We start from the raw sequence: 24,202 nt of genomic DNA on the forward strand, positions 1-24,202 counted from the left end.
GTATCCCTCCTAACTGTTTTCTCCATTCTATGCTGCTTATGCTTACCTTATGCTATCTCTTTCTATTTCCTTAACGGCTACTTGTTTCAAATTCTTGTGATTCCCTAAATTGGATAGAATCAATACTGAAACGAGAACGATGATGATCCCCATGATTTCGTATAGACCAAATATTTGTTTGAACACAAAGACCGAAAAGACAGCTGCTAGCAGCGGCTCTAAAGCAGTCATGATGCTGGCTAACGAGGCTTCAATGTAATTCAGACTTGCTAAATATGAAATAAAAGAAAAAGCCGTACCAAATAGAACAATCACAGCTAATAACAAGTAACTTTGTCCTGTCATTTTAAATCCTGGCTGCCAGAATGGATGAATAAATTGGAAGAGGATCCCGCCAATCAACATTCCCCACCCAACAATCATCGGCGGACCGTATTTTGTTAGCAGATTGCGAGGCTGCAAGGTATAGAATACTACTGCTATTGCTGATCCGATACCTAAAAGAAATCCAAGCGGTGACACAGACATTTGTGTAAAATTCCCACTTGTTACAATGAGCAGTACACCAAAAAAAGTCGTAAAAACTAAGAATAATTCCTGTACTTTCAAGTGTTTCTCGCCTCTCAGCAGCATATAAAAATAAACAAAAAGAGGAGCTGTAAATTGTAAGATAGTAGCTACTGAGGCACTGCTTACTTCAATAGTTTTAAAGAACAAATATTGAACGCCTACCATACCAAAAATGGAAAATAACGCTAACTGTATTAAGTCTTTACTGTTGCGAATAATGGCAAAGATGTTGTCCTTTTTAACCATACTACTATAAAGCAAAATCAAAATCCCCGCTGACAATAATCGTGTGCTTACCAGCCACTCAGTTGATGCAGAGTAACGATTAAAGAGCACTTGCGCAACGACGCCTGACAATCCCCACATACTCCCGCCAAAAGCAGCTAATAAAATTCCTTTTAATTTTGTATCCATTTTTATCCCTCCATTAATAGTGTTCTTAAAAATGCATCAATGGGTTTGCACTTAGTTGATTGAATAGTGCTATTGCCTGCACAACTTTTATAAAGAACTCTGTTCCATCTTTTAAAAGATGGCTGTTTTCTGATTGCAACAAGGTATTCGCTCGAGAAACAACACACCTCGTTGCTCTAGTATACTATCAAACAGACAAAATATCTTTTCAAATTTTACTAAGCTGGAAATCCTATCCTCTTTCTCTACCAATGCCTTTTTTTTGAAGAAATACCTGAAAAAGACTACAATTAAATAAATAGGAGTAATACACAGAAAGAGGGCACATAATATGACCGAGACACCACTAGAACAAACCACAAAAATAGAACAGCAACTGATTGAGTTTCGCAGATTATTGCATTCAGAACCAGAATTAAGCGAGAACGAATTTAAAACGCAAGAAAAAATTATCGCTAAGTTGGAAGAATTTGGTATTCCGTATAAAAAAGTCGGAAAAACATCGACGATTGCAACAATCAAAGGCAAAAGTCCTGGAAAAACCGTCGCTTTACGTGCAGATATCGATGCTTTGCCGATCAACGAGGACCTAGGCTTAGATTTTCAATCTAAAAATCCTGGCGTTATGCACGCTTGTGGACATGACGCTCATACAACGATGGCCATGGGCGCTGCAAAAATATTAAATGAATCAAAAGAAAGCTTCGACGGAGAAGTCCGTATTTTCTTTCAAGAAGCGGAAGAAACATTTGAAGGAGCGAAAAAAATTGTCGCTGATGGAGGAATGGATGGCGTGGATGCGGTATTCGGCATGCACAATTACAATACTATTCCGACAGGATCTTTTTATTCTGGAGCCGGCGATTTGTTTTCTGGTTGCGATACGCTTTACGTAACGTTTACTGGAAAATCCGGCCACGGCGGAACTCCTCAACTAGGGAAAGACTCTTTCACTCCGGCTGCTCAATTTGCACTTGATTTGCAGCAAATCATTGCTAAAAATATTGATTCCCGCGATCCGGTTGTTTTAAATATTGGACGTTTTGCAAGTGGAACAAAAGCCAATATCGTTCCGAAAGAATCGACGATGGATATTTCTATGCGCTACTTTGATGAAGATAGCCGCGATATTGGGCATGAAGCCATCAAACGTCACGCTCAAGCTTTTGCGGACATGTATGAAATCACTGTCGATGTAACCATTGAGCCAAGTACTCCTCCAACTAAAAATGATGCAGCTCTAGCAAAAATAGCGACTAGTGCCGGCATGAAAATATTCGGTTCAGATAAAATTTCCGAATTTCCAAGAGCAATGAATTCCGAAGACTTTTCTTACTATCTGCAAGAAGCTCCTGGTGTTTATGGCATTATCGGAATCTACAATGAGAAAAAAGGCACCACTCATGCCCCTCATGATGACCACTATGAACTGGACGAAGATATTTTAAAACTAGGTGCCGCATGGCATGTTGAATTTGCCTTAGAGTTTTTAGGGACAGCCGACAACTAAAATCAAAAGAAGCTTATACCGATAAAAATTCGGTATAAGCTTCTTTTTTGTCTTTTTTTACTATCAGCTCTTTGGTTCAGCAACTGGTAGGGGTTGATTCGTCCGTTCACCATTAGAAGCAAACGTACCGATCGGCAAGTGATCGTTCAGCAATTCATCTGTTGGATCCAAGTTTTCTTTTTGCTTCTTCCCTGTTTTCCAATAGACTGCCAGAATAGCGAGTGTTGCAAGGACGCTGACGATATATGTTAAGGGCGTTAGTCCCATTCGGAATCCTATGGGTTCGCTAAAAATATAAACCACACAGGCAAATAACATAAAGATACCGGGAACAAGCGTTACAATATAATTCTTTCCTTTTAAGTAAAGGTAACGCGTCGAAACCAATAGTGCAATGACAGCCGTAACTTGATTAGCCCAGTTGAAATATCTCCACAAAATATTAAAGTCCGCTTTAGTCAAAAGAAACGAAATAGCGTAAAGCGGTATGGTGACCATCAAGATTTTCTTCAATGTATCTTGTTTAATGTTTAAGTAATCTGCTAGTATCGTCCGTAAACTTCTAAAAGCAGAGAGCCCAGAAGAGATTGGCAAGACGATAACGCCAATGATAGCAATCGTTCCTAGTACATTGCCCAGCAATAGAACCGAAACTTGGTTCACTACAGCTGATGGTGTCCCTGCATCGATCATTTGGCTAAGCGTTTTTCCGTCAAATAACGACATTGAAGCTGCTGTCCAAATCATCGCGATCACACCTTCAGCAATCATCATGCCGTAGAAAGTAAAGCGCCCTTCTTTTTCATTTGTAGACGTTCTTGAAACCATCGGTGCTTGTGTCGCATGGAAACCAGATAACGCTCCACAAGAAATGGTAAAGAACAAAGCTGGAAAAATCGGTGTACCTTTTGGATTAAAGTTCTTCATCGTCGCCAAGTTCAGATTCGGTATATTGTGGCCGCCAAAAATCAAACTCCCTCCAATCGCGATTGTACTGATGATCAAGATTGCTCCAAACCATGGATACACTTTTCCTAAAGCTTTATCGATCGGCAAAATTGTTGAAATAATGTAATAGACAAAAATCAATATGGTGATGACCCCTAACGTTAACCAGTCAGGTGTGATGCTTTTGATCAGGTTGGCTGGTGACGTAACAAAAACGGTTCCCACTAACATCAAAAGCAAGATAGAAAATAGGTTGACGACATGTTTGACCGGTTTTCCTAAATATTTGCTGGCCAATTCTGGTAGATGTGCTCCATCGTTTCTTAATGAAATCATCCCCAGCATATAGTCATGAACGGCTCCTCCAAAAATACAACCGATCACGATCCAAAGATAAGCTACGGGACCATAAAGCGCTCCCATTATCGGTCCAAAAATTGGACCTGTCCCTGCAATGTTTAATAACTGAATAATAGCATTTTTTGATTTAGACATCGGTACAAAATCATACCCGTCTTTTAAAGCTTCTGCAGGAGTTATTCGCTCAGGATCAATGGTAAAATTCTTTTCGATATAACGACCATAAAAAATATACCCTACAATCAGTAACGCAATCCCGCCTAATAAAGTAATCATTTTTTTACCTCCTTGTTTATGATAAATACACTAAACCAACTTAAAGAATGATTTCTTTTGATAAGTATAGTGTACTCGTAAATAAACATCATGGAGGCGTTTCCATACGAAATGACAAAAAAGCAGGCTAAGATGCACGCCTGCCGTTCTGAAATGCTATGGGGTTATCTTTATCTAATTACATATCTATTTCAAAAAAAATTATCTCATACAATGTTAATGAAAAATGCCGATTTAAACTCTTTGTGGCATTCAAAAGGAGGTTATGTGCCTTAAGGATAGAGAAATAAACTCGTTGCGGTACTCAAAAGAGGTTTGCATACCTTATTGCTAGAAATTCAAACTCTTTAAGGTACTTAAACAGGATTTGCGTACCTTGTGAGTAAAGATTTGAACTGTTTGAGGTACTCAAAAAAATGAAAGAATGTTTAAACTAGACTAAAAAAATGGTACTCATCTTCGAACGCTAAAAAATTTTGTGATTTAAAATTTCATTGGGCCGAAGAATCACAGCTAGTTTTATTTTAACAATAGCAACCTATTTTTGATAATGGTATTTTTTCTTTCTATCTATGTTAAAATCAATTTAAAACAAAGGAGGCTAATGATGTTACCTATTTTAGAAATAAAGAACCTTAAGAAATCGTTTGGTTCAAACGAAGTATTAAAAGGCGTTGATTTTGCGGTTTATCCCGGTGAAATCATTGGATACATCGGCACTAATGGTGCTGGAAAAAGCACTACTGTCAAAATGATTTTGGGGTTGCTGAAACCTGATAGCGGAGAAATCACTATTTTCGGAAAACCACTAATTCAAAACGAAACGGTTTATAAAAACCGCATTGGATATGTACCGGAAAATGCTGATTTATATGAGACTCTGACAGCAGAAGAATATTTTTTGTTTGTCGGGCAGCTGTATGGTTTAAATGAATCGGATATCCAGCAAAAAAGTTTTGCCATGATGGCCGCTATGAAAATCGAATCTGCTTTTCGCAACAGACTCTCAACGTTTTCCAAAGGAATGCGCCAAAAAGTACTGATCATATCCAGTTTATTACATAACCCTGACATTCTTTTTTGGGATGAACCACTAAATGGGCTAGATGCCAATAGTGTGCTGGTCATCAAAGAACTATTAGCTCAATTAAAAATGGAAGGAAAAACGATTTTTTATTCTTCACATATTATGGATACAGTTGAAAAACTTAGTGATCGTATTTTAATTCTTAATAATGGACAAATCGTTGCGGACGGTCCTTTTAATGAAATCCGGCATGAAGCGGAAGGAACTTTAGAAGACTTATTTAACGAATTGACTGGATTCGATGAACAGCAACAACTTGCTCAAGACTTTGTACAAGCCATGAAGGGGGAAGATAGTGATGCTTAAGCCGCTTCCTTCAAAAGAGCCGCTTTATTTAAAAATATTGGATGCCTTCTCTTCTCTTTATGAAAAAAATGGAGTGGATTATGATCAGCTGCGGTTGATTGTGAAAACAAAAATCATGATGGACGGCCGTGAGCCTAACCCCATCGTGCAGAACGGAAAAAATAAAGAAGATAAAAATTCTTTTTTCTCTTCTTTGATTTTATACTTTATTATTAGTGCTTTTATGATCGTTATCTTATTTTTCGGCGACAGTTTGATTTTACAGTATACATTCTATTTTAGTTACCTGTTTGTTATGCTGCTGTCTACGATGATTGCTAGTTTTTCTTCTATACTATTGGATACGAAAAATCAGATTCTGATTGGCACAAAGCCGGTGACTGGCCAAACGCTCAGTGCAGCTAAAGCTACTCATATTTTTGTCTACTTGTTCTCTTTAACTGTAGCGTTGGGCGGTCCAGTGACCATCGCATCTTATTTTGTTCATGGACTGATCGCTGGTTTGCTCGTCACCTTGTTGACCATTATCTTTAGTTTTTGGACGCTGCTGTTTACACTAGTTATCTATGCTGCCATCCTGAAACGGTTCAATGGAGAAAAATTAAGAAACATCATCGCTTACAGTCAAATCGGCTTATCTATCTTTACTATTTTGGGCTATCAATTGATTGGGCGGATATTTGATATCGTAGATGTCTCCATTGTGTACCAGCCAAAATTTTGGCATATTCCATTATTTCCATTGTGGTTCGCCGCTCCGCTGGGTTTGCTCCAAGAAGGCGCCAATACGTATTACGTCTTGTACACTTTGTTATTTGTAGTCGCAACTATCCTATTCTTTTTCTATTACAAAAAGAATAGTGCCCAATTGGAACAAAACATTCAAAAACTGACCTATCAAAATGAATCCATTAAAGAACACAACTGGTGGATGAATCGAACCAAGAATGTACTTTGTCTCACTAAAACAGAACGACCTTATTATCAATTTACATGGAAAATCATTCAAAACGAACGCGAATTTAAAACCAGAGTCTATCCGTCATTAGCCGCTTCTTTTATCATCCCGTTTATTTTTATCTTTAACAGTTTCAGCAGCGGTATGACACTCAGTGATATTCGGGAAAATAGTTTTCCGTACTCTGTTTACATCACGCTCTTCATGATTCCGCAATTAGCTTCTTCGTTGAATTATTCATCTTCTTATAAAGGAGCTTGGATTTTCCGAATGAGTCCGAAAAGCGATGACGGCTTGTTTGTAAGAGCTGCTGGAAAAGCTGTCTGGATGAGGCTGATCGTACCTTTTTACGCAGTATTGGGAGGTTTATTATTGTTCTTATTCGGTTGGGATGACCTTTCTGTTATCCTCAATGGCTTCTTAGCCACAACAGTTATTTTTTTCGCATACCTAAAAACGACGATGAAAACTTATCCTTTTTCACAAAAATTTACTGCTGCAGACAGTACCAATGAGTTCGTGATGATCATCCTTTTGTTTCTTTTTGCTGGTCTATTAGGATTGATCAACTTCTTTACCCGCTCCTTTATTCCGCTTGGCAGCTGGCTAATGACACTTATTTTGGCTGTTATTGCACTTTACTATTTATTTAAAACGTATAAAAGCAGTTTGTTCAAATAAACGTAATGCAACATGATCTAAGAGATTTCTCTATATGAAAAAACGATAAGGAGCTAAGATATAAGTCTTAGGTCTCCTTATCGTTTTATTTTTTATTCCATTACTACTTTAAAATTATCATTGGTTTCAGCAAAAATAACCGGATGTTCTACCAAGTAATCTGCAATCAATTCGGTCATGTCTTTTTGAACTTCTTTTATAATTTTATCTGCGCTATACATGCCATAGTTTCCACCGCCGACAGCCCGGTATTGATTGGCTGTTACGTCAAACCAATCTGCTGCGTGAATTGGTTGTCCCTTGTACAATAAGGTTGTGATCCGTTCTCCAATCGGTCGTTTCACATTGATCGTGTATTCAATGCCTTCATACATATCATAATTGTAATACTGTGGTTTAGGTTCGATAAACTGCGGATTGATCCCAATCGTTCCATCTGTTTCTGCTTGGAAAAAGGCAGCTGATTGCTCCAAGGCTGCTTTTAGATCCTCTCCTGAGATGCGCAAGACTGCTAGTGTGTTCGGATAAATATAATTGGTCACGACATCGCGCATCGTAATGATCGAGCCAAATCCTTTTCCTTCATTATTGAATAACGCCGTTCCGGAAATATCGGTTCCAGTCGCATCCATTTGAACTTTCTGGATAAATTCCACATAAGGGTGTTCCGTCAAACGAGCTTTGTCGGCATCTTGAATGGTCATATCGCCTTCTACTTTGCCTAACGGTTGATCCAGCCACTCTTCTACTTCTTCAGACAATTCTGCTAAAGAAGATAATACGGCTGCATCCGGGATTGCGTTGCCGGTTTCTAGTAATTGCGCTTCGCTGTCGGTTACCACATAAGTCCCTTGAGTATTTTGTTCAAGAGTTAAGGTGATCTCTCCGACGTATTCTCCGCGGAAGCCAGGTTGAATGATTGGAACACCGTTTAATTTAGTCGCAATCACACGGTGTTGGTGTCCTGTGATCAACGCATCGATTCCTGCCACTTGCGTCACTAGCTCATAACCTTCATTTTCACCAGTCAAAGCTTCGGTCGGCTCTCCAGTCTTCAGCTCTTTTTCAAATCCGCCGTGGTAACTCACCACGACCACATCCGCTAATTCTCTTAATTTAGGAACGTACTCTTTTGCGGTGTCTACAATACTCTTAAAGGTTAACCCATGGATATGGGTGGGGTGTTCCCAGTTTGGAATATACTGAGTTGTCATGCCTAAAACGGCGATTTTAACTCCACCTTTTTCAAAAATTTCATATGCTTTGCCAAAAGCCGGCTCCCCTTGTTCATTGACGATGTTAGCTGCCAAAATCGGGTGTTTAGCAGCGGCAATAGCTTGCTGCAGATAGTCTTTTCCATAGTTGAATTCATGATTGCCTAATACAGCAGCATCGTAATCGATCAAATTCAAAACATTTACTAAATCAGAAGGATCATTCGGCGTTTTGCGTCTGGCAATATAATAACTTAACGGTGAGCCTTGGATAAAATCACCGTTTTCAATCGTCAGCACTGGCCCTGCTGCTGCAGCTTTTTTTTCTTTGATAATGGTTGCAGCTTTTGCTGAACCAAAAGGCATATCTTGTTCTTTAGCACCGAAGTTACTTGGTTTAATATAACCGTGCATATCACTAGTCGCTAAAATCGTTAGTTTCATTTTAGTAGTTCCTTTCATAACATCCTCTTTATTTTAAAGAAGGCCAAACAAGAAAGCGTGCTTCTTGTCTGGCCTTTTGTTTGAGACAAACACACTGCATTTTGTCAGTAGTTCGTCCCGGTTTTTAAATAGTTGCTTAAATTAACTTCAGATGTCTAGCAGTCCAGCTAAAACATCATCGCAATTAGACTAATTTTTTTCTTAAAGCTCCAGAGAGGAAATCGATCAGTGTAACCATGACAATGATTCCAATCAGAATGATACCGACACGGTCCCATGAACGGGCATCGATCGCAAAGATCATTGGAGTTCCGATTCCGCCGGCTCCTACGATCCCTAAAATAGATGCTGAACGAACCGCTAATTCGAAACGGTAAAGCGTATAAGAAATAAATTCAGGAACCAATTGCGGCAATGTTGCAAAAAACAACACATCGATTTTGTTTCCGCCCGCACTGATGATCGATTCCGATGGTCCTTGATCCATATTTTCAATGGCTTCACTATATAATTTAGCTAACATCCCGATGGAATGGATACTAACGGCCAAGACACCCGCAAACGACCCCGGTCCAACGGTTTTGATAAACATAATAGCCAGAACGATTTCCGGAAAAGTCCGAATAGCGGTTAGAACAAATTTACCTGTCGTTGAAACAAACCGTTTGTTTTTCTTATTGCGCGCTGCCCAGAAAGCAAATGGCAAACTTAAAACAGCTGATATAAAGGTTCCTAAAAACGCGATCGCAATCGTTTCAATCAATAAACTGACCAAATCTTCGCCGTCGCCCATATACACGTAACTCCAGTCAGGATGGATCAAGCCGCTAAAAATAGCTTTGGATACACTGCCGGCAGTATCTTTAATGCCGCCAAATGGAATCCCTGCAAAAGCCCAAACATAGATTGCGACCAAAATAAGGACGATCAGAATCGTTTTGTACCTGTTTTTCTTTGGTTGAGTTGGTAGCATTATAGTAATCTCTCCCTTAGTTTGTTACTGATGGCATCAATGACCAGCACCACCAAGAAAATCACAATAACAATGACAGCTGTTCTATCGTATCTGAATTGGCTCAGTGACCGTTGCAAGAAAATACCGATCCCGCCGGCTCCAATATACCCTAAAACGGTGGATGCCCGGACATTGATCTCAAAACAGTACAAGAAATAACTGAAAAAGTGACTGCTGACTTGCGGAAAAATAGCGTACCGAATGATCTGCATTTTATTTGCACCGGAAGCCGTTAACGCTTCGACCGGTCCTTCATCGATCGTTTCGATCGCTTCATAAAATAATTTTGAGATCATTCCGAAAGAAAAGACGGATAAGGTAATAACACCGGCAACCGGTCCGATTCCTACGATCGCTACGAATACGGCAGCCAACATTAAGTCGGGAACTGTCCGTACGATATTCAAAACGAACCGTAGAACACCATTGATCACTGGATTTTTAACGATATTTCGAGCAGCTACTAAAGAAAACGGTAAAGCAACCAACGCTCCAAAAGTTGTTCCAATAATCGCCATTTGAATAGTTTCTAATAAAGGCTGAATGACAATGCTTATGTAACTCCAATCTGGTGAAGCCATTTGTTTCAAAATAACGGTCATTTGCTTCATATTGCCAAATAAACGCCCCATTTGCACTCCAGAAAGATCCGCACTGTAAAGAAAAATAAGTACAAATAAAATAGCCCAAATCAGATTTTTTACTTTGCTTTTTCCTTTGGGCAAGGCTGAAGAATGGGACTTCATACAGTAACCCCCTCAGGTTTAGGCTCTTCCAGAATTTTTTCACCATAGATGCCGCGTAACGTTTCATCTGTGGCTTTTGCTACTGGACCATCAAAGACAACTTCTCCATCACGTAACCCAATAATTCTTGTGCCGTATTGACGGGCTAAATCAACTGAGTGCAAGTTCACGACGATCGTTATGCCCAATTCGTGATTGATCCGCAATAAATCGTCCATCACTTTTTCTGTTGTGACCGGGTCTAATGAGGCTACCGGTTCATCAGCTAAAATAATTTTGGGTTCTTGCGTCAACGCGCGAGCAATCGAGACCCGTTGTTGCTGTCCGCCAGACAATTCATCAGCACGTGTATAGACTTTTTCTGCCAAATTGACGCGCTGCAAAGCTTCATAAGCAAGCTGTTTGTCTTCTTTTGGAAATAACCCAAACATCGTTTTAAGCGTCGAATGATAAGCTACACGACCGGATAAAACGTTTCGCAACACCGTTGACCGTTTGACCAAGTTGAAGCTTTGAAAAATCATGCCGATATCTCGGCGAATCAAGCGCAATTCTTTGCCTTTTGCCTTTGTGATCGATTTTCCATCGATTTGAATATCTCCGGAAGTAATTTCGTGCAGACGGTTGATGGCCCGCAGCATCGTACTTTTTCCCGCACCAGACAAGCCGACGACTATCACGAATTCTCCTTGTTTGATATCAATGTTTAAGTCCTTTAGTCCTTGGACTCCGTTCGGATAGATTTTGCTTACATTTTGAAAAGAAATAATCGATGCTTTTTTATCGACAATGGGTCCCATTTTTCTTCTCCTCCAATTTCTTTAATATCATACAAATAATTTGTCTTCTATAGTGTAAAGTATCCCCGCTTTTTTTACTAGAACTATTGGGCAGTAACAGAATGAAAAAAGGTTATCCTCGGATTTAACCAAAGATAACCTTTTTCAATCCATTTACTAAAGGCAGAGAACATCTCATTGTAAAAATATGGTGCTTCTATTGTCCAACTTCTTTAGCGTATTCTCTTACAATATCAAAATTGCTGTCATCTGATACGACATATCCTTCATGAGAATAGATATCAGAAATAATTTGTCTGCCTTCTTCAGATGCTCCGATAGCAATAAAAGCATCTTGGATTTTTTTATTCCATTCCGGACTCATATCTGCACGAGCTGTGATCGTGTCATTTGGAATCGGTTCAGTAATGTACATCGGTTCAACTTTTTCAAAAATATCCGGAACGTCTTTCACTACGTTGTTGCGGGCATCTTCAAAGACAAACGCTGCATCGACATCGCCGTTCAATACGGATAGAATGGCTTGGTCATGTCCTTTTACTTGTACAGTTGTAATGTCGCTGTTTTCAATATCCACGCCGGCTTTTTTCATTTCAGCTGCTGGCCAAACATAACCTGCTGAAGACGTTACGTCTTGTGTTGCAATGGTTTTGCCTTTTAAGTCTTCTAAATTTTTAATATCGCTGCCTGTTTTTACCACGATCATTGAGCTGTAAGAATCAACTAACTCGTCCGTTGGTTTTCCGCCTGGTTGTTCAACACCATAGCGTTGTGCTTGTAACAATACTTTTGCATCGCTTTGTTCATTGGCTAATACATAAGCATTTGGAGGTAAGAATCCAATATCGATTTGTTCTGAAGACATCGCTTCAATAATGGTATTGTAATCAGTAGAAACACTTACTTCAACCGGAATGTCTAATTCCGCTTCCAGTAAATCTTCTAACGGTTTTGCTTTAGCTTCAAGCGTTTCTGCTGCTTGAGAAGGAACAAACTGAACTTTCAATGTTTTAGGCACATACCCTTCATCTGTCTGGGTACCCTCACTGCTGTCCGAACCTCCGCCACATGCTGCTAACGTAGCCGTCACTGCCAAACTTAAACCGAATAAAACAAACTTTTTCATGTTTTTCATTTTACTGATTTTCCTCCCTAAAAGAGCTAATATGTAACCCAAAAGCAGCAAACCCACTCTTAAGTCCTTTATCAGTATAAATGTTATTTTATGAATTATCAATACCCTGTTAACGCTTTTACATTAACTTTACAACTATGATACGAATAATCAACAATAAATACACATGTACGTTCGCTTCTTATAAAAACAGTTTTTTCAAAAAAGGCAGCTGGATCATTGCTTTTTTTGTTAATGCTAGCGGAGAAAAACCGCACTGAATCGACAGAAAACAATTAATTCACCAGTAAGTGCATTGCGCAATTGTTAAATTTACGCTGTGAAAACATTATTGTAAACATTAATATTAATTTCGCATAATTTATTTTAAAGTTCCTAAGGAAAAAACTCCACCCATAATTAAAACAATTCCTAATAAAATAAAAAGCCATTCTTTACGTGTTTTCTTTTCTTTGAAAAAAAATACGCCTCCTAAAGTTGCAACAATTACACAACTTTGAGAAATACTAAAACTTGTTGCTACACCTAACTGGATAGTAGTCAGAAACATTCCTAGATTTGCAATGGACCAAGAAAACCCAGTTATTAAATTATAGTTTAGATTTGAAAAAGAAAAACTTCCTTCAAAATAATGTAGATAAATAATACTAGAAGCGATAAGCATACCAACAGATTGCGGTAAGATTATTTGATACCCTTCAATAGAAAACAGTTGGTTTGTTAGTACATACAGCATAAGAAATAACGAAGAGAGCAAGGTCCAGCCATATGAATTATATTTTTTACTTTCATCTGACTTTGTTTGCTGATAATTTGTGCATAGAATTCCGATAACGATCATTATAATAGACAAAGTCCCAATAATATACATTTTACTGTTGGTCCATTCACGGAATAATAGTACTGACGTAAAAGAAATAAAGATCAATTGAGAACCATTAGATAAAGGCATAATTTTAGATACAGATGAAAGCTGAATAGCTTTAAATTGAAATAATTGCCCAATACTCCAAAAAATGCCCGATATAAAACTAACTGTAAAGGAAAAAAGTGTAATTTCAGGTTTCATAATGAGCGAAGTAATTATCGAGAAGATAAACGCAAAAATAGCTGTACCTAAAAGTTGTTCGACCGGGGAACTTTTTCTTAAATTAGCAATTATTGGCATAAATCCCCATCCTAAAATAGGTAAAGACGCAGTGATGTAAGTGAGCATAGAGTCCTCCTAAAAATGATTCTTATTTTTCCTTGCATTCTAGTATGAAACAATACAAAACCTAACGATTTTATTCGTTAGGTTTTGTATTGAATTACTTATAAAAAATACTTTATATTCATACAGTTTGTTCATTAGTCATTATTTTAGCTTGATCATTAACAAGTGTTTCAAATTCTTCTCTAACTTGAGGAACGGACAATCCCACTATTACTTGAAAAGCTTTACCATTTCTTACTACTCCATGTGCTTTGCCTTTAGTAAAGGCTTCATCACTTCTCACTTTAGACTCATCTGCTACCGTAATCCGCAAACGAGTAGCGCAATTACTTATATCTACAATATTTTCTGATCCTCCAAGCGCTTCCAAATAAACGATTGCTTGATCTCGATAAGCATTTCCTTCTGAGGATGTTTTATCTTTCTTATTTTTGTAATCTTTTTTTGTATATAATTCCACTTCTTCTTCAGTTTCACTTCTTCCAGGTGTTTTAAAGTCAAACTTAAGGATTAAAAACCTAAATATAAAGAAGTAAATTGCAGCAAAAATAATTCCAAGTATTATTAGAATGGTATACGTTTGCCAATGATTAGCACCCATAGGTATTATATTCTTTGCAATCAGCTCAATTACGCCTCCTTGCATATCTCCGACAACTCCGAACATATACATTGTTGTTGCCATAGTCGCTGCTAATAATGCATGGACTAAAAATAAAATAGGCGCAATGAATAAGAACGTATAATCAAATGGTTCGGTAATACCAGCAAAAACTGCTGTTAATACTCCAGGAATTAATAAGGCAAGTACTTTTTTACGATTTTCTGGTTTAGCTGTAGAATAAAACGCTAAAGCAATTCCGGGGATTCCAAACCAGTTAGAGATCCCTTGCAATGCAAAGCCGCCTTCAGGAAATAGTTGTTTTAATGAAACTGTCGAGTTTGCAAATTCACGCAGATGTTCTATCCAATAAAGTGCGGTTCCTCCTTCAACTACTGCCGGACCATACTGGAACGGTGTATAGATAAAGTGATGCAATCCAGTTGGAAGTAATGCTTTTTCCAAAAAGATATACAGGAAAACACCGAGATTACCTGAATTGACCATAACATTTTGTAAAGATAAAATGCCTTGTTGTACATTTGGCCAAATCCATGAAGTCAAAAATGCTACTACCAACATAACAAAGAAACCAATAACTCCGACAAGAGCCGATCCTTGGAAAATACCTAGGAAATCCGGTAATTTTTTCTCAAAGAACCGATTGTGCAGATAAATAGCTAAAGATGCAATTGCAATGGCTCCTAAAACACCAGTGTCTAATGTTTTAACACCAGCAATTAATTTTAATCCGCTTTGTCCACCAGCTTCAGCGCTGTAATCAATTCCAAAAGAAGTACCAAATGTTTCTAAAATAGCGGCTATAAAGCTATTGAATGTCATATAAAGAACAAATGATTCCATAGCAGCACGGGCATGTGCATTTTTTGCAAGGCCAATCGGAAGCCCTATTACAAATAATACTTCCATATTATTAAATACAGTCCAACCCCCTGCTTCAATAATCTTCCAGAGGTTTGTCCATAACGTTCCTTCATTGGCAATACTGCCAATGATATCGGGATTTGTAAATACTGAGGCTAAAGCTACTACTATCCCAGAAAAAATAAAAAATATAACTGGACCAAACATTGCGCCACCAAAACGCTGTATTTTTGCCATCATCAGTTTTATCTCCTTTAATATATTTTATTTTAATTTAGGCCAATATTCTTTATTTGCTTCAATCATTTCATCTAATACTAATTTAGCAAGTCGAGCAGAAGGAACTGTTTGATTTAAAGTAAAAGCTTGCAATGCTTTCTGATAAGAATTTTCAAAGTACGCATCTACTAATAATTTTTCAGCTGCAACTTGAGCTTCCATCAGACCTTTATGGAAATCACCGATATTTTCCCTAAGAGAAATCGGTTCTGCACCTGTTGCACCAACATAAGCAGGAACTTCAACTACTGCATCAGATCGTAAATTAGGAATTGCACCATTGTTCGGAACAATCAACATAAAACGTTGGTGTTCATCATTCATAATGGAAGAAGCCATATCTACAATATATTGTCCATGCTCTCCAAAATTAAAATTCAATACATCTTCCGTTTTTCCTTGACGAATCTTTTCAGCCATTTCTCTTGTATTTTTTTCTCTACCTTCCATAACCATATTTGCTCTTGTATATTCTTTATCCGTTTCTTCTACGACCATGTCTGGATATAAATAATATTCTAAATAATTATTAGGAATATTTGTTGGAAAATTCTTAGTAATAACTGACATCATATTGAATGCTTCTTGCCAACTCTTATCGCCTGCATTAAAATCTGCTACTTTCATATTTTCTGTATTTAACTTCTCAATAATTTCAGGCATAACATCTCGTTCAAGGGATTTATCGTAAATTTTGGTATACCAGCCAAAATGATTTAATCCATAATATTCAGAAATCCAATTTTTCCGATCATATCCATAGTTGAATGCAATTGTTTCCTCAATAGAAATCGTCATATCACAAGCGTTCAACATTTTAGCTTTGGGGTATACTCTTCGAACGGCTTCTGAAATAATCGTTTCAGGATTTGTATAATTTAAAATCCATGCATGTGGTGCATAAGTTTGAACATGTCCTACTACTTCTAAAAGTCCAGAAATAGAACGCAAACCATAAGCAAATCCACCCAGCCCACAAGTTTCTTGTCCCACCAATCCATATTTCAATGGAATTTTTTCATCCGTTTCTCGCATCTTCATTCCGCCTACCCGGATTTGTGAAAAGATAAAGTCGCTGTCTGTAAAAGCTTCTTCTGGATCTAAAATTGCTTTTAATGTAATATAAGTTAAATTTTCTCGTTTTAGCATGTAATCTATAATTAAAAACATATCATTATTCCTTGCTTCGTCTATATCGTATAATCTAATTTCTTTAATCGGCAGTCTATCAATGTTATTTAAAATAGCCTGTATAATTCCTGGTGTGTAAGTACTGCCTCCTCCTGCAATGGTAATCTTCAAATTATCTTTTTTCATTTTTATCCAACCTCTCTGTAATTGATATACACATATTATATGTCCTACCTATCCGGAAAGCGATACCAATATTACTAATAGGGCATTAGTTCTAAAAAACTAATTTTTTCCAAAACATGGAATTTTTTCCAGCCTATTCCACTACCACTTTAAAATTATGCTATTATAGTTATATTCATTACTTTTGGAGGTGTAAGAGTGAGCTTAGAAAAAATTATCAATGCCAATCGATCCAAGCTAAGCGAAAACGATTTAGATATTTTAGGCTATATTTTAGCCAATAAAGAAAGTGTCGTTCATATAGGAATTCATGACTTATCTCTGCAATCTCACACATCAAAATCTACAATCGTCCGACTAACCCAAAAACTTGGTTTTTCTGGTTTTTCAGAATTTAAATACTATCTAAAAAATGAAAAAAAGAAAGAAATACTTCCAGAAAAAAATAATTTGTCCTTGCTTGAAAGCGATATCAAAGAAACGATGTCTTTAATCACTCAAACGAATATGCATCCTTTCTGTGAAGCAATTTCTTTGGCAAATAGAGTTTTTATTTATGGTACTGGTTGGGGAGAAAAAAAAGCTGCAGATGATTTCACACGTAATTTCATGTCTTGTAACGTTTTTATTATTCCTATTCCTTCTGTTACTGAACTAAATTGGAATATTGATTCTTTTACTAAAAATGATCTTGTTATTTTCATTTCATTTAGTGGGGAAAATTTAGAATTAGAAGACAATATTACTAAACTAAAATTACACGGTGTCCCTTTTTGTTCCGTTACTCCGTTACGCCAAAATTACTTATCCTCACAAGCCACCTATAAGCTCTATTATCAATTTACTCAGTTAAAAATTGATAATGATCCTGATAAAGAATACAATTTTTTCATCACTTTGAACATAGTAATCGATTCTTTATTTCGCTTTTATTTAGATAATTACTTTTAATTTCATTATCAATCTATAAAAAGTATACATTGTTTTTTTCTTAGACATAAAAAGGGTTGCCGGTTTAGTTTATCTAAACCAGCAACCCTTTTATTTTTTATCGTTTACTCTACTTCAAAAATGTCTTCAACGACTCGTTCAACGTAACGCGCTCCGACTACGGATGCATATAAGTTGACGCCTTCATTTTCAAATAAATCCAAAGCAATGATGTCGTCCATCGCTTTTTGTGCATCGATAGATGTTAAATCTAAAATCGGATCCTGCACGCTCATTGTTTTTGCTTTGCCTAAACTGGTATTGAATCTTAATTCTAGTGTTTTTGCCATTGTAATTCTCCTCCTTTGAGTTAGTTTGATGTGATAAAAAACTTATCCATTGAATCCTGTATTTGGTCTTTGATGTTAAACAGCTCGTGCACTTTGTTAACGGTTGTAACGGTATTCTTCGACGACTACTGTATAAGAAGCCGGCATGATGGTTAATGCTTCCACAGCACTGGTAAAGCCTTCTACTTGTTCTGGTGTTACCCCTTGAATTGTATCTGAGTAATTGCGTTTAATGAACTTTTCATTAGCAGCATCCTCGAAGTAAATAGCAACCGCGCCTTTATTCCATTCTTTTTCCATGATGAATCCCTCCTGTTTTAATAGTTTGTAAGGTTTGTCATGACTGCTTACACCAGTAATAACGAATGCGCCCTTTGGTGTGTTACCTCATTCTTTTAAAAAGACTAAAAAATGCTCAAGTTTTTTATGAATGTTCTTTTTCCATTGGTAAATGGTCTTGCGGCTGACTTGGTTTTTCTGGGCAATCTCCGTGACGGATAATTGATGGACGACCGCATCGATCAAATACCCTTGCTCTTTGGCCGTCAACAACGGCAGCATGTCTTTGAACAGTTCCATTTCCAGCCAATCCGCTTCAAACTGTGTTGGAGTATCAGGATAATTCTCTTCCATAAACTCTGGCCAAGCCGATTCGTTCTGAGTAACCCGTTTTTGTTTTTTCCGGATATCCCGAATGTGCCATTGGATTTTTCTAAACGCAAAACCGCCAAATGGATACATATGGTCCGGATCTTCTGGGTCTTGCGGAAACGTCTCATAGGCTTCAACTAATTTTAACAGGCCTTGCTGCACATAATCATCATAATCGGGATACGAACGAAGCACGCCTTCTTTTTTTAACGCACCAAATACGATCCCGGAATGCCGTTCAAAAAATGCGGCTTCCTTTTCTACTGCCAATTTCCTCAGCATATCGATCATTCCTTAAAAGAGTGTTACAAGGCCTTGTACACGTATAGAATAGCCGAAAGATACCGGTTTCGACAAAAGCCTAAACACAGCTGAAAAGACAGCAAAAAGGAAAAACAGAACCAGTATGCTGGCAAATCGTTCCAGTTTGCATCAAACTCTTTCATTTTCATAAAAAAACAGCTCATAGCAACGAATACTTCTCTCTAAAAAGAGCAAACGATTAAAAAACGGTAATAATTTAATGATAATTAAAAAACAGCTGATTTTTAAATTGAAATCGGTTACAATCTAAGCATGTTAACTTTTTAACAAAAAAAATGATTAGAAATGAGGAACGAGTATGATAGTAGATTTTCAGAAACAACAGGCATTGAAATACTTTGGAAAGGGAAAAAACGTCTATGAAAAGATAAAACACAACCAATCAAATAGCCTGGGTACACATCCTGAAAAAAAGTGTCGCTTCTATGAAGAATCGTCTTCCTATGATTTCTCTGCCCAGCAAAGACTAATCGAACCTTTAATGATCGCAGAGCAGAATATTCAAATCCTGCTCGATATTAGTTTTGAACACCATTGTATCTTGCCAGACCATGAAACCTTTTATGTAATGGATATTAGTCGCTTTTCCGCATCGCCATTCAATACAGTAGTATTCCAGCTAAACCAAGCACCACTAAAGACAACCGAGTATTCCCACACTGTTATGGATCGTTACTTTGAATACAAAGGAATTCCCTATGATTATATCCGTCTCCTTGGGAACAGCATCGGTATCAAAAAGTGTTGTCCTTATGTATTAGGCGAAGAAATCTTTGTACCTGAAAAAGGTGCCCTCTCTTCTGACATGAATACGAGTTGGTATGGATTGCACCACGTTTTACGCAGTGAGAAAAATACCAAAGACGGTTTGACTTATTTGGTGTGCCGCAACCACCATCGCTTAGTGCTGCCTATAGGAAAGCGCAGCTATCAAAAGCAGCTGAATCGAGCAGCCAATCTTGCTTACATTCAACAGCTTTTTATCAATAGAATGATGCATTCTTTTGATTTGACTGTCTATTCTACTCCTGAAAAAGAACGAAACGTGGTTCAGCAAAGACTGCAGCTTTATGCGACGAATTTCCCAGATTGCTTTACCTTTCAAGACTATTTTGATTACTTAAATTATTTTAAAACTCATGAACAGTTAGTTTTAATATTAGGCGATGGAGATCCCTATATCGAAGAAATCATGGATTCCTTTAAACTGCCGCCTTTTCCCTTCAAATTTTGACTTGGATAAGGCACTAAACTGAACCTCTCATCTCTTTGAGATGCAAAAAAATAAAGCAACAAAAGAGGGAATGTCTCCGCCTTTCGTTGCTTTTACTGTTTTAAAGATCTGCTGTTTGTCTAATAAACCTTAGTTTGATACTGTTTCCCTTTTAGACTTTCTTTAATTAGTACTTGATGAGCAAGAGGTTGCTTGCTTTCCGCTACCTCTGAAGTTAATTCGCCCATTTTCAAACACGTTTGGTAGAAACTTTCTGCTTCTTGTTCTGTATCAAACACATAAGTATGTGCCAATTCCTGACTTTCTGCATAATGCAGCACTACTTCTTTTCCTTCTACATACCCACTGAAATAACCTGAAAAAACATCTTGATTTTCCATTCTATTCCTCCCTGTTTTCTATTTTTTAGATGTATGTGAATAAATTTCATAAGGCTCTTATTTTAAAGCGGTTACATCATCAATAAAAAGCTCTAAAAATCTATCCGCTTTTATGATACCGCTTATTTCCTAAATACACTAGGGATTATGTTCGTTTATTAAAAAAGGTTAATCTGAGATAAGTCGACGACCGTTTTAAATGTATTATCTTGATATAATAAAGGAGTAGAAAGTTAAGACGGTGGCTATCTTTGAAAGGTGGTGGTGCTTATGGAAATAAGTGCTGAAATCTCAGAAAGGAGAAGCCTTTTGTCAGTGACAGAATCTTTACAATTCATGATTGGTTTTGGAAGTCTTTTAATTTTCTTAATTAGTCTAGTAGTTGTTCTGATAACGCAAAATAACGACAAAAAAATAACCGTCTATAAACTTTAGCGAGTTAACGGTTATTTTTAACGCTGTAAATTTGCTACCGTCTTAAACGGTTCTACTTTTGAGGGCATGTATCCAGCATGTCCTCTTTTCTATTATTATTGTATCATTTTACCATGAAATAAACAAACCTATCAAACTATTTTTGGTATTTTTTCGTGGGTAAAATAATTTTGAAGCAAAAGCAGGAGTAAAGAGAACAGTTGGTCTAGGAAGTTCGGAATCGAGACAAACTACTGCTAAAAAGTAGTGTGCTTGCCTCAAAACAACAAGATCGGGACAAACTACCGCTAAAAAGCAATGAGTTAGTCCCGAAAGCATAAAAACAGAAAAAACCATTTTATTAACTATGCATTTTCCCCAGAGCCAAGGTTTTTTCTCTTTTTAAAAGGTTCAATCTTTCTCTTCCACCGTATACAGTTTCCCGTTAAAATCAACGATTACTAATTCTCCATCTTGAGTTACGCCAAATGACGAAATCATCAAATCCGTATCCGCCAATTCTACGTTTTTACCTTCAGTTGCTTCATCGGGCTTCCATAACGCCCAAACCTTACCAGAAACAAAATCGCCATAGATATAGCTGCCGGTTAAACTTGGATTTTCTTTGCCAGGATAAACATACCCACCAGTGATGGACTGTCCTTCTGCATGGTCGTACTCAAAAATAGGATCTCTTAATTCAGTTGGATTTACAGTTCCAGCTGGGTTAAATTCATTGGTTCCTTCTTTCAAATTCCATCCATAGTTCAGTCCATTTTCAATCCAATCGATTTCTTCAATGGTATTCTCCCCGACATCTGCTAACCAAAGCCGATCCTTTTCCGTATCGAAACTAAAACGCCATGGATTCCGTAAGCCATAAGCATAGATTTCTTCGCGGTAGTCGTCTGTATTGGCTGTAAAGGGATTATCTGCCGGTATCCCGTAAGCTTGCCCATTATTGGATTGATCAACATCGATGCGCAGCAATTTGCCATAGAGTTCGTTTAAGTCTTGCGCGTTTCCTTCTGGGTCTCCGCTTCCTCCACCGTCGCCAACGCCAATATACAAATAACCATCTGGACCAAATGCTAGATGTCCGCCGTTATGATTGGCGTAAGGTTGCGGAAAGGTCAACACAGTCGATTCCGTTTCCATCTTTACTTCAAGCGTTTCTGGATCTGCTTCAAATCTAGCAATCACTGTACCGTCATTGGAAGTATAATTCACAAAAAAATAACCGTTTTGGTCGAAATCGGGATGAAACGCCAGTCCTAAAAGACCCATCTCATTTCCTTCCATATTGATTTTACTGCTTAAATCAATAAAGGTAATTGTTTCTTTAGTATCCATTTTGTTTTCAAAATACCGGATCTTCCCCGTTCGTTCCACTACAAAAGCTGTATTGTCTTGATCATTGGTTGTTGTGTAATACAACGGCTCTTCAAACATCAAATTCGGATAAGCCTCTACCACTTCGACACTTGCTGGCTCAAATTCTTTTTCTGTCGTTGTTTTGGACTCCGCATTTTCTGAACTAGACACTTCCGATTGAGAAACAGAGGCTTCGGTTTGAGAACTCTCTTGCATTTCATCCACACGGGAACAAGCCACCAACACTAAAGGAACTAGCAATAGCCATTTCTTCATCTTTTTCATAGAGCTATTTCAATGTATAACCCTATGCACTCCTTTCTCTTTTAGGGAAGTAAGGACGGAGAATCTTCGTAAAGGGCTTTGTCACAACTGAAACGGGTAACGTTTTCTATTAATGCTACTATACCAAATGCTTTTTTTCCGTTCAACTATATGACCTAAGCAATACTTAACCTTAAATTTGTAGAAAGCATTGAAAAAGACCTTCATAAGATTGAAGGCCTTTCGATTAATTTATCTACCATTAAAGATTTAATCAGCGTTCTCAAACTGACTTAAAGGCATTTCAGTAGGTTTTTGCTGTTCAAAAACTGTAACCGTTGAAACATCGTGTTTCTCTAATAACGCAATGGCGTCATCAAAATGAAAACCGTAATACGCAGCAACATAGAGCTAAGTTATTCCACTTTTTAGCCTGAACCAAAAAAGCACATGTCATGGTGGATTAATACCGGCCATGGCACGTGTCTAATTTCTAAAATGAGATATGGACTAAAATTTTTAACCAACCTCATGAGATAGTAATTTTTTCTCAATCATTACTTCTTGACAAACGAACTAGATTAAACCTTAAATTTCTTTTTTATCAAAAAATAAATTCATATCTGTTTTATCAGCATCATGAGCTAAAGCTTCTTCAATCATGTCTTGAATTTGTAACATTTTAGCTTTGTCAAAAAATGGAACTGAAACATAAAAATCATTACCAGCTCTTTGAATAATTAATACAGTTAACATACCACTCCCTAATACACCAACACCAATAAGCAAGAGAATTAAACCAGCTAAAAAGCTATCTCCTAGCATAGAAAGAGAAATAAATATTAAGATAATTCCAATAATAATGGGTTTGATTTTATAACTTGTAGACATTCTAGTTGAACTTATATTCTTCAATGGAATAGACTGGTCGTCTTTACCAGCTGGAATAAACCCTAAAATAGTATTTGCTCCACGAACTTTAACAAACCTTGAATCAACAGAGATAAACCCTTTTACCCAAAAAAATAATAATGACAATGAATATTCTATCTTTTTACCCAAATGAAACACTCCCTTATAATTTAATAAAAGAACTGATACTTATATCAAGTTCTTATCTTTCTAATAACAAAAGCACCCATTTGTTGTACTTTAAATTCTTAGAAATTGTTTTTCAATAAATATAACTTGTGGTTTCTAAACAAATACTATAAAAAATTTAACTCAATCACAGACACTTTAGAATCTAGGTTGGCAAAATAACATTTATTTTTAACAGAAGGAATTTCTTTTTACGCAAAATTCTTAAAGATACCCCTGATCCTAAATATGTGTCTTCTACAAGAAGAGATATGTATTTTGATTATTTTTTTTATTTATTATCAGATGATGATCGCCAACATTATTTGAGTGATTTAAAAACTGATTATTAATTTTCTCGTTTTTAGTTAATTCATCTCCTTACGCATGTAGTTCAATTTTTTTAAATTCACATCAATACTATGCTTTCATCTGTTAT

General features: G+C 37.0%; 22 protein-coding genes. 6 read left to right on the plus strand and 16 right to left on the minus strand.

The annotated features are described in order from the left end of the window. Window positions 1–42 precede the first annotated feature (42 nt). Window positions 43–984, minus strand: a complete 942-nt coding sequence (locus NY10_RS04230) for a DMT family transporter (RefSeq protein WP_058918793.1) — start codon at window positions 982–984, stop codon at window positions 43–45. A 331-nt stretch (window positions 985–1,315) separates the two neighbouring features. Here NY10_RS04230 and NY10_RS04235 point away from each other — a divergent pair, with 331 nt between their 5' ends. Further along, entirely contained in the window at window positions 1,316–2,494 is a 1,179-nt protein-coding gene (locus tag NY10_RS04235; RefSeq protein WP_058918794.1) for a M20 family metallopeptidase, read from the plus strand. 63 nt (window positions 2,495–2,557) lie between these two features. Here the strand turns inward: NY10_RS04235 and NY10_RS04240 are convergent, their stop codons facing one another. Further along, window positions 2,558–4,078 (minus strand): carbon starvation CstA family protein, encoded by a 1,521-nt coding sequence (locus tag NY10_RS04240; RefSeq protein ID WP_058918795.1) that lies wholly within the window; start codon window positions 4,076–4,078, stop codon window positions 2,558–2,560. Window positions 4,079–4,682: 604 nt separating this feature from the next. Here NY10_RS04240 and NY10_RS04245 point away from each other — a divergent pair. Both NY10_RS04245 and NY10_RS04250 read left to right on the plus strand, forming a co-directional pair. Further along, window positions 4,683–5,471 (plus strand): ABC transporter ATP-binding protein, encoded by a 789-nt coding sequence (locus tag NY10_RS04245; RefSeq protein WP_058918796.1) that lies wholly within the window; start codon window positions 4,683–4,685, stop codon window positions 5,469–5,471. After that, a complete protein-coding gene (locus tag NY10_RS04250; RefSeq protein WP_156413268.1) occupies window positions 5,461–7,110 on the plus strand; it encodes a hypothetical protein in 1,650 nt (549 codons plus the stop codon). The genes NY10_RS04245 and NY10_RS04250 overlap by 11 nt, the downstream gene beginning before the upstream one ends. A gap of 92 nt (window positions 7,111–7,202) precedes the next feature. Here the strand turns inward: NY10_RS04250 and NY10_RS04255 are convergent, their stop codons facing one another. The 8 genes from NY10_RS04255 to NY10_RS04290 form a co-directional block, all read right to left on the minus strand. Then, window positions 7,203–8,768: a bifunctional metallophosphatase/5'-nucleotidase gene (locus NY10_RS04255; protein ID WP_058920234.1), complete on the minus strand. Its 1,566-nt coding sequence runs from the start codon at window positions 8,766–8,768 to the stop codon at window positions 7,203–7,205. Window positions 8,769–8,952: 184 nt separating this feature from the next. After that, window positions 8,953–9,744, minus strand: a complete 792-nt coding sequence (gene phnE / locus NY10_RS04260; protein ID WP_197408992.1) for a phosphonate ABC transporter, permease protein PhnE — start codon at window positions 9,742–9,744, stop codon at window positions 8,953–8,955. Further along, window positions 9,741–10,529, minus strand: a complete 789-nt coding sequence (phnE, locus tag NY10_RS04265; protein WP_058918799.1) for a phosphonate ABC transporter, permease protein PhnE — start codon at window positions 10,527–10,529, stop codon at window positions 9,741–9,743. Before phnE (NY10_RS04265) ends, phnE (NY10_RS04260) begins: the two co-directional genes overlap by 4 nt. Further along, window positions 10,526–11,329, minus strand: coding sequence for a phosphonate ABC transporter ATP-binding protein (gene phnC / locus NY10_RS04270; RefSeq protein WP_058918800.1), 804 nt, complete (start codon window positions 11,327–11,329; stop codon window positions 10,526–10,528). The genes phnE (NY10_RS04265) and phnC overlap by 4 nt, the downstream gene beginning before the upstream one ends. Before the next feature lie 196 nt (window positions 11,330–11,525). Beyond that, on the minus strand, window positions 11,526–12,464 hold the full coding sequence (locus NY10_RS04275; protein ID WP_058918801.1) for a phosphate/phosphite/phosphonate ABC transporter substrate-binding protein: 939 nt from the start codon (window positions 12,462–12,464) through the stop codon (window positions 11,526–11,528). Window positions 12,465–12,825: 361 nt separating this feature from the next. Beyond that, window positions 12,826–13,680 (minus strand): GRP family sugar transporter, encoded by an 855-nt coding sequence (locus NY10_RS04280; protein ID WP_058918802.1) that lies wholly within the window; start codon window positions 13,678–13,680, stop codon window positions 12,826–12,828. Window positions 13,681–13,798: 118 nt separating this feature from the next. Beyond that, window positions 13,799–15,406, minus strand: a complete 1,608-nt coding sequence (locus tag NY10_RS04285) for an alpha-glucoside-specific PTS transporter subunit IIBC (RefSeq protein WP_058918803.1) — start codon at window positions 15,404–15,406, stop codon at window positions 13,799–13,801. A gap of 24 nt (window positions 15,407–15,430) precedes the next feature. Further along, a complete protein-coding gene (locus tag NY10_RS04290) occupies window positions 15,431–16,762 on the minus strand; it encodes a family 4 glycosyl hydrolase (protein WP_058918804.1) in 1,332 nt (443 codons plus the stop codon). A 198-nt stretch (window positions 16,763–16,960) separates the two neighbouring features. On the opposite strand from NY10_RS04290, the gene NY10_RS04295 reads away from it, so the two are divergent. Further along, window positions 16,961–17,713: a MurR/RpiR family transcriptional regulator gene (locus NY10_RS04295; RefSeq protein ID WP_058918805.1), complete on the plus strand. Its 753-nt coding sequence runs from the start codon at window positions 16,961–16,963 to the stop codon at window positions 17,711–17,713. Window positions 17,714–17,817: 104 nt separating this feature from the next. Here the strand turns inward: NY10_RS04295 and NY10_RS04300 are convergent, their stop codons facing one another. The 3 genes from NY10_RS04300 to NY10_RS04310 all read right to left on the minus strand — a co-directional run bounded on the left by NY10_RS04300 (window position 17,818) and on the right by NY10_RS04310 (window position 18,975). Continuing rightward, window positions 17,818–18,042, minus strand: a complete 225-nt coding sequence (locus NY10_RS04300; RefSeq protein ID WP_058918806.1) for a DUF2922 domain-containing protein — start codon at window positions 18,040–18,042, stop codon at window positions 17,818–17,820. A gap of 96 nt (window positions 18,043–18,138) precedes the next feature. Further along, on the minus strand, window positions 18,139–18,342 hold the full coding sequence (locus NY10_RS04305) for a hypothetical protein (protein ID WP_058918807.1): 204 nt from the start codon (window positions 18,340–18,342) through the stop codon (window positions 18,139–18,141). Window positions 18,343–18,429: 87 nt separating this feature from the next. Further along, window positions 18,430–18,975, minus strand: a complete 546-nt coding sequence (locus tag NY10_RS04310; RefSeq protein ID WP_058918808.1) for a sigma-70 family RNA polymerase sigma factor — start codon at window positions 18,973–18,975, stop codon at window positions 18,430–18,432. 340 nt (window positions 18,976–19,315) lie between these two features. On the opposite strand from NY10_RS04310, the gene NY10_RS04315 reads away from it, so the two are divergent. Next, window positions 19,316–20,251: a competence protein ComK gene (locus tag NY10_RS04315; RefSeq protein ID WP_058918809.1), complete on the plus strand. Its 936-nt coding sequence runs from the start codon at window positions 19,316–19,318 to the stop codon at window positions 20,249–20,251. Window positions 20,252–20,370: 119 nt separating this feature from the next. On the opposite strand, the gene NY10_RS04320 is transcribed toward NY10_RS04315, so the two are convergent. Further along, window positions 20,371–20,631 (minus strand): hypothetical protein, encoded by a 261-nt coding sequence (locus tag NY10_RS04320; RefSeq protein WP_058918810.1) that lies wholly within the window; start codon window positions 20,629–20,631, stop codon window positions 20,371–20,373. 270 nt (window positions 20,632–20,901) lie between these two features. Here NY10_RS04320 and NY10_RS12970 point away from each other — a divergent pair, with 270 nt between their 5' ends. After that, window positions 20,902–21,066: a putative holin-like toxin gene (locus tag NY10_RS12970; RefSeq protein ID WP_082664180.1), complete on the plus strand. Its 165-nt coding sequence runs from the start codon at window positions 20,902–20,904 to the stop codon at window positions 21,064–21,066. Between the two features lie 390 nt (window positions 21,067–21,456). Here the strand turns inward: NY10_RS12970 and NY10_RS04325 are convergent, their stop codons facing one another. Then, window positions 21,457–22,704, minus strand: a complete 1,248-nt coding sequence (locus NY10_RS04325; RefSeq protein WP_231726766.1) for a PQQ-dependent sugar dehydrogenase — start codon at window positions 22,702–22,704, stop codon at window positions 21,457–21,459. Between the two features lie 567 nt (window positions 22,705–23,271). Then, the gene (locus tag NY10_RS04330) at window positions 23,272–23,745 is read right to left on the minus strand and encodes a hypothetical protein (RefSeq protein ID WP_058918811.1); all 474 of its coding nucleotides are present in this window, start codon (window positions 23,743–23,745) and stop codon (window positions 23,272–23,274) included. Window positions 23,746–24,202: the final 457 nt, after the last annotated feature.

The sequence above is a fragment of the Carnobacterium sp. CP1 genome, from assembly GCF_001483965.1.
Taxonomy (GTDB): Bacteria; Bacillota; Bacilli; order Lactobacillales; family Carnobacteriaceae; genus Carnobacterium_A; species Carnobacterium_A antarcticum.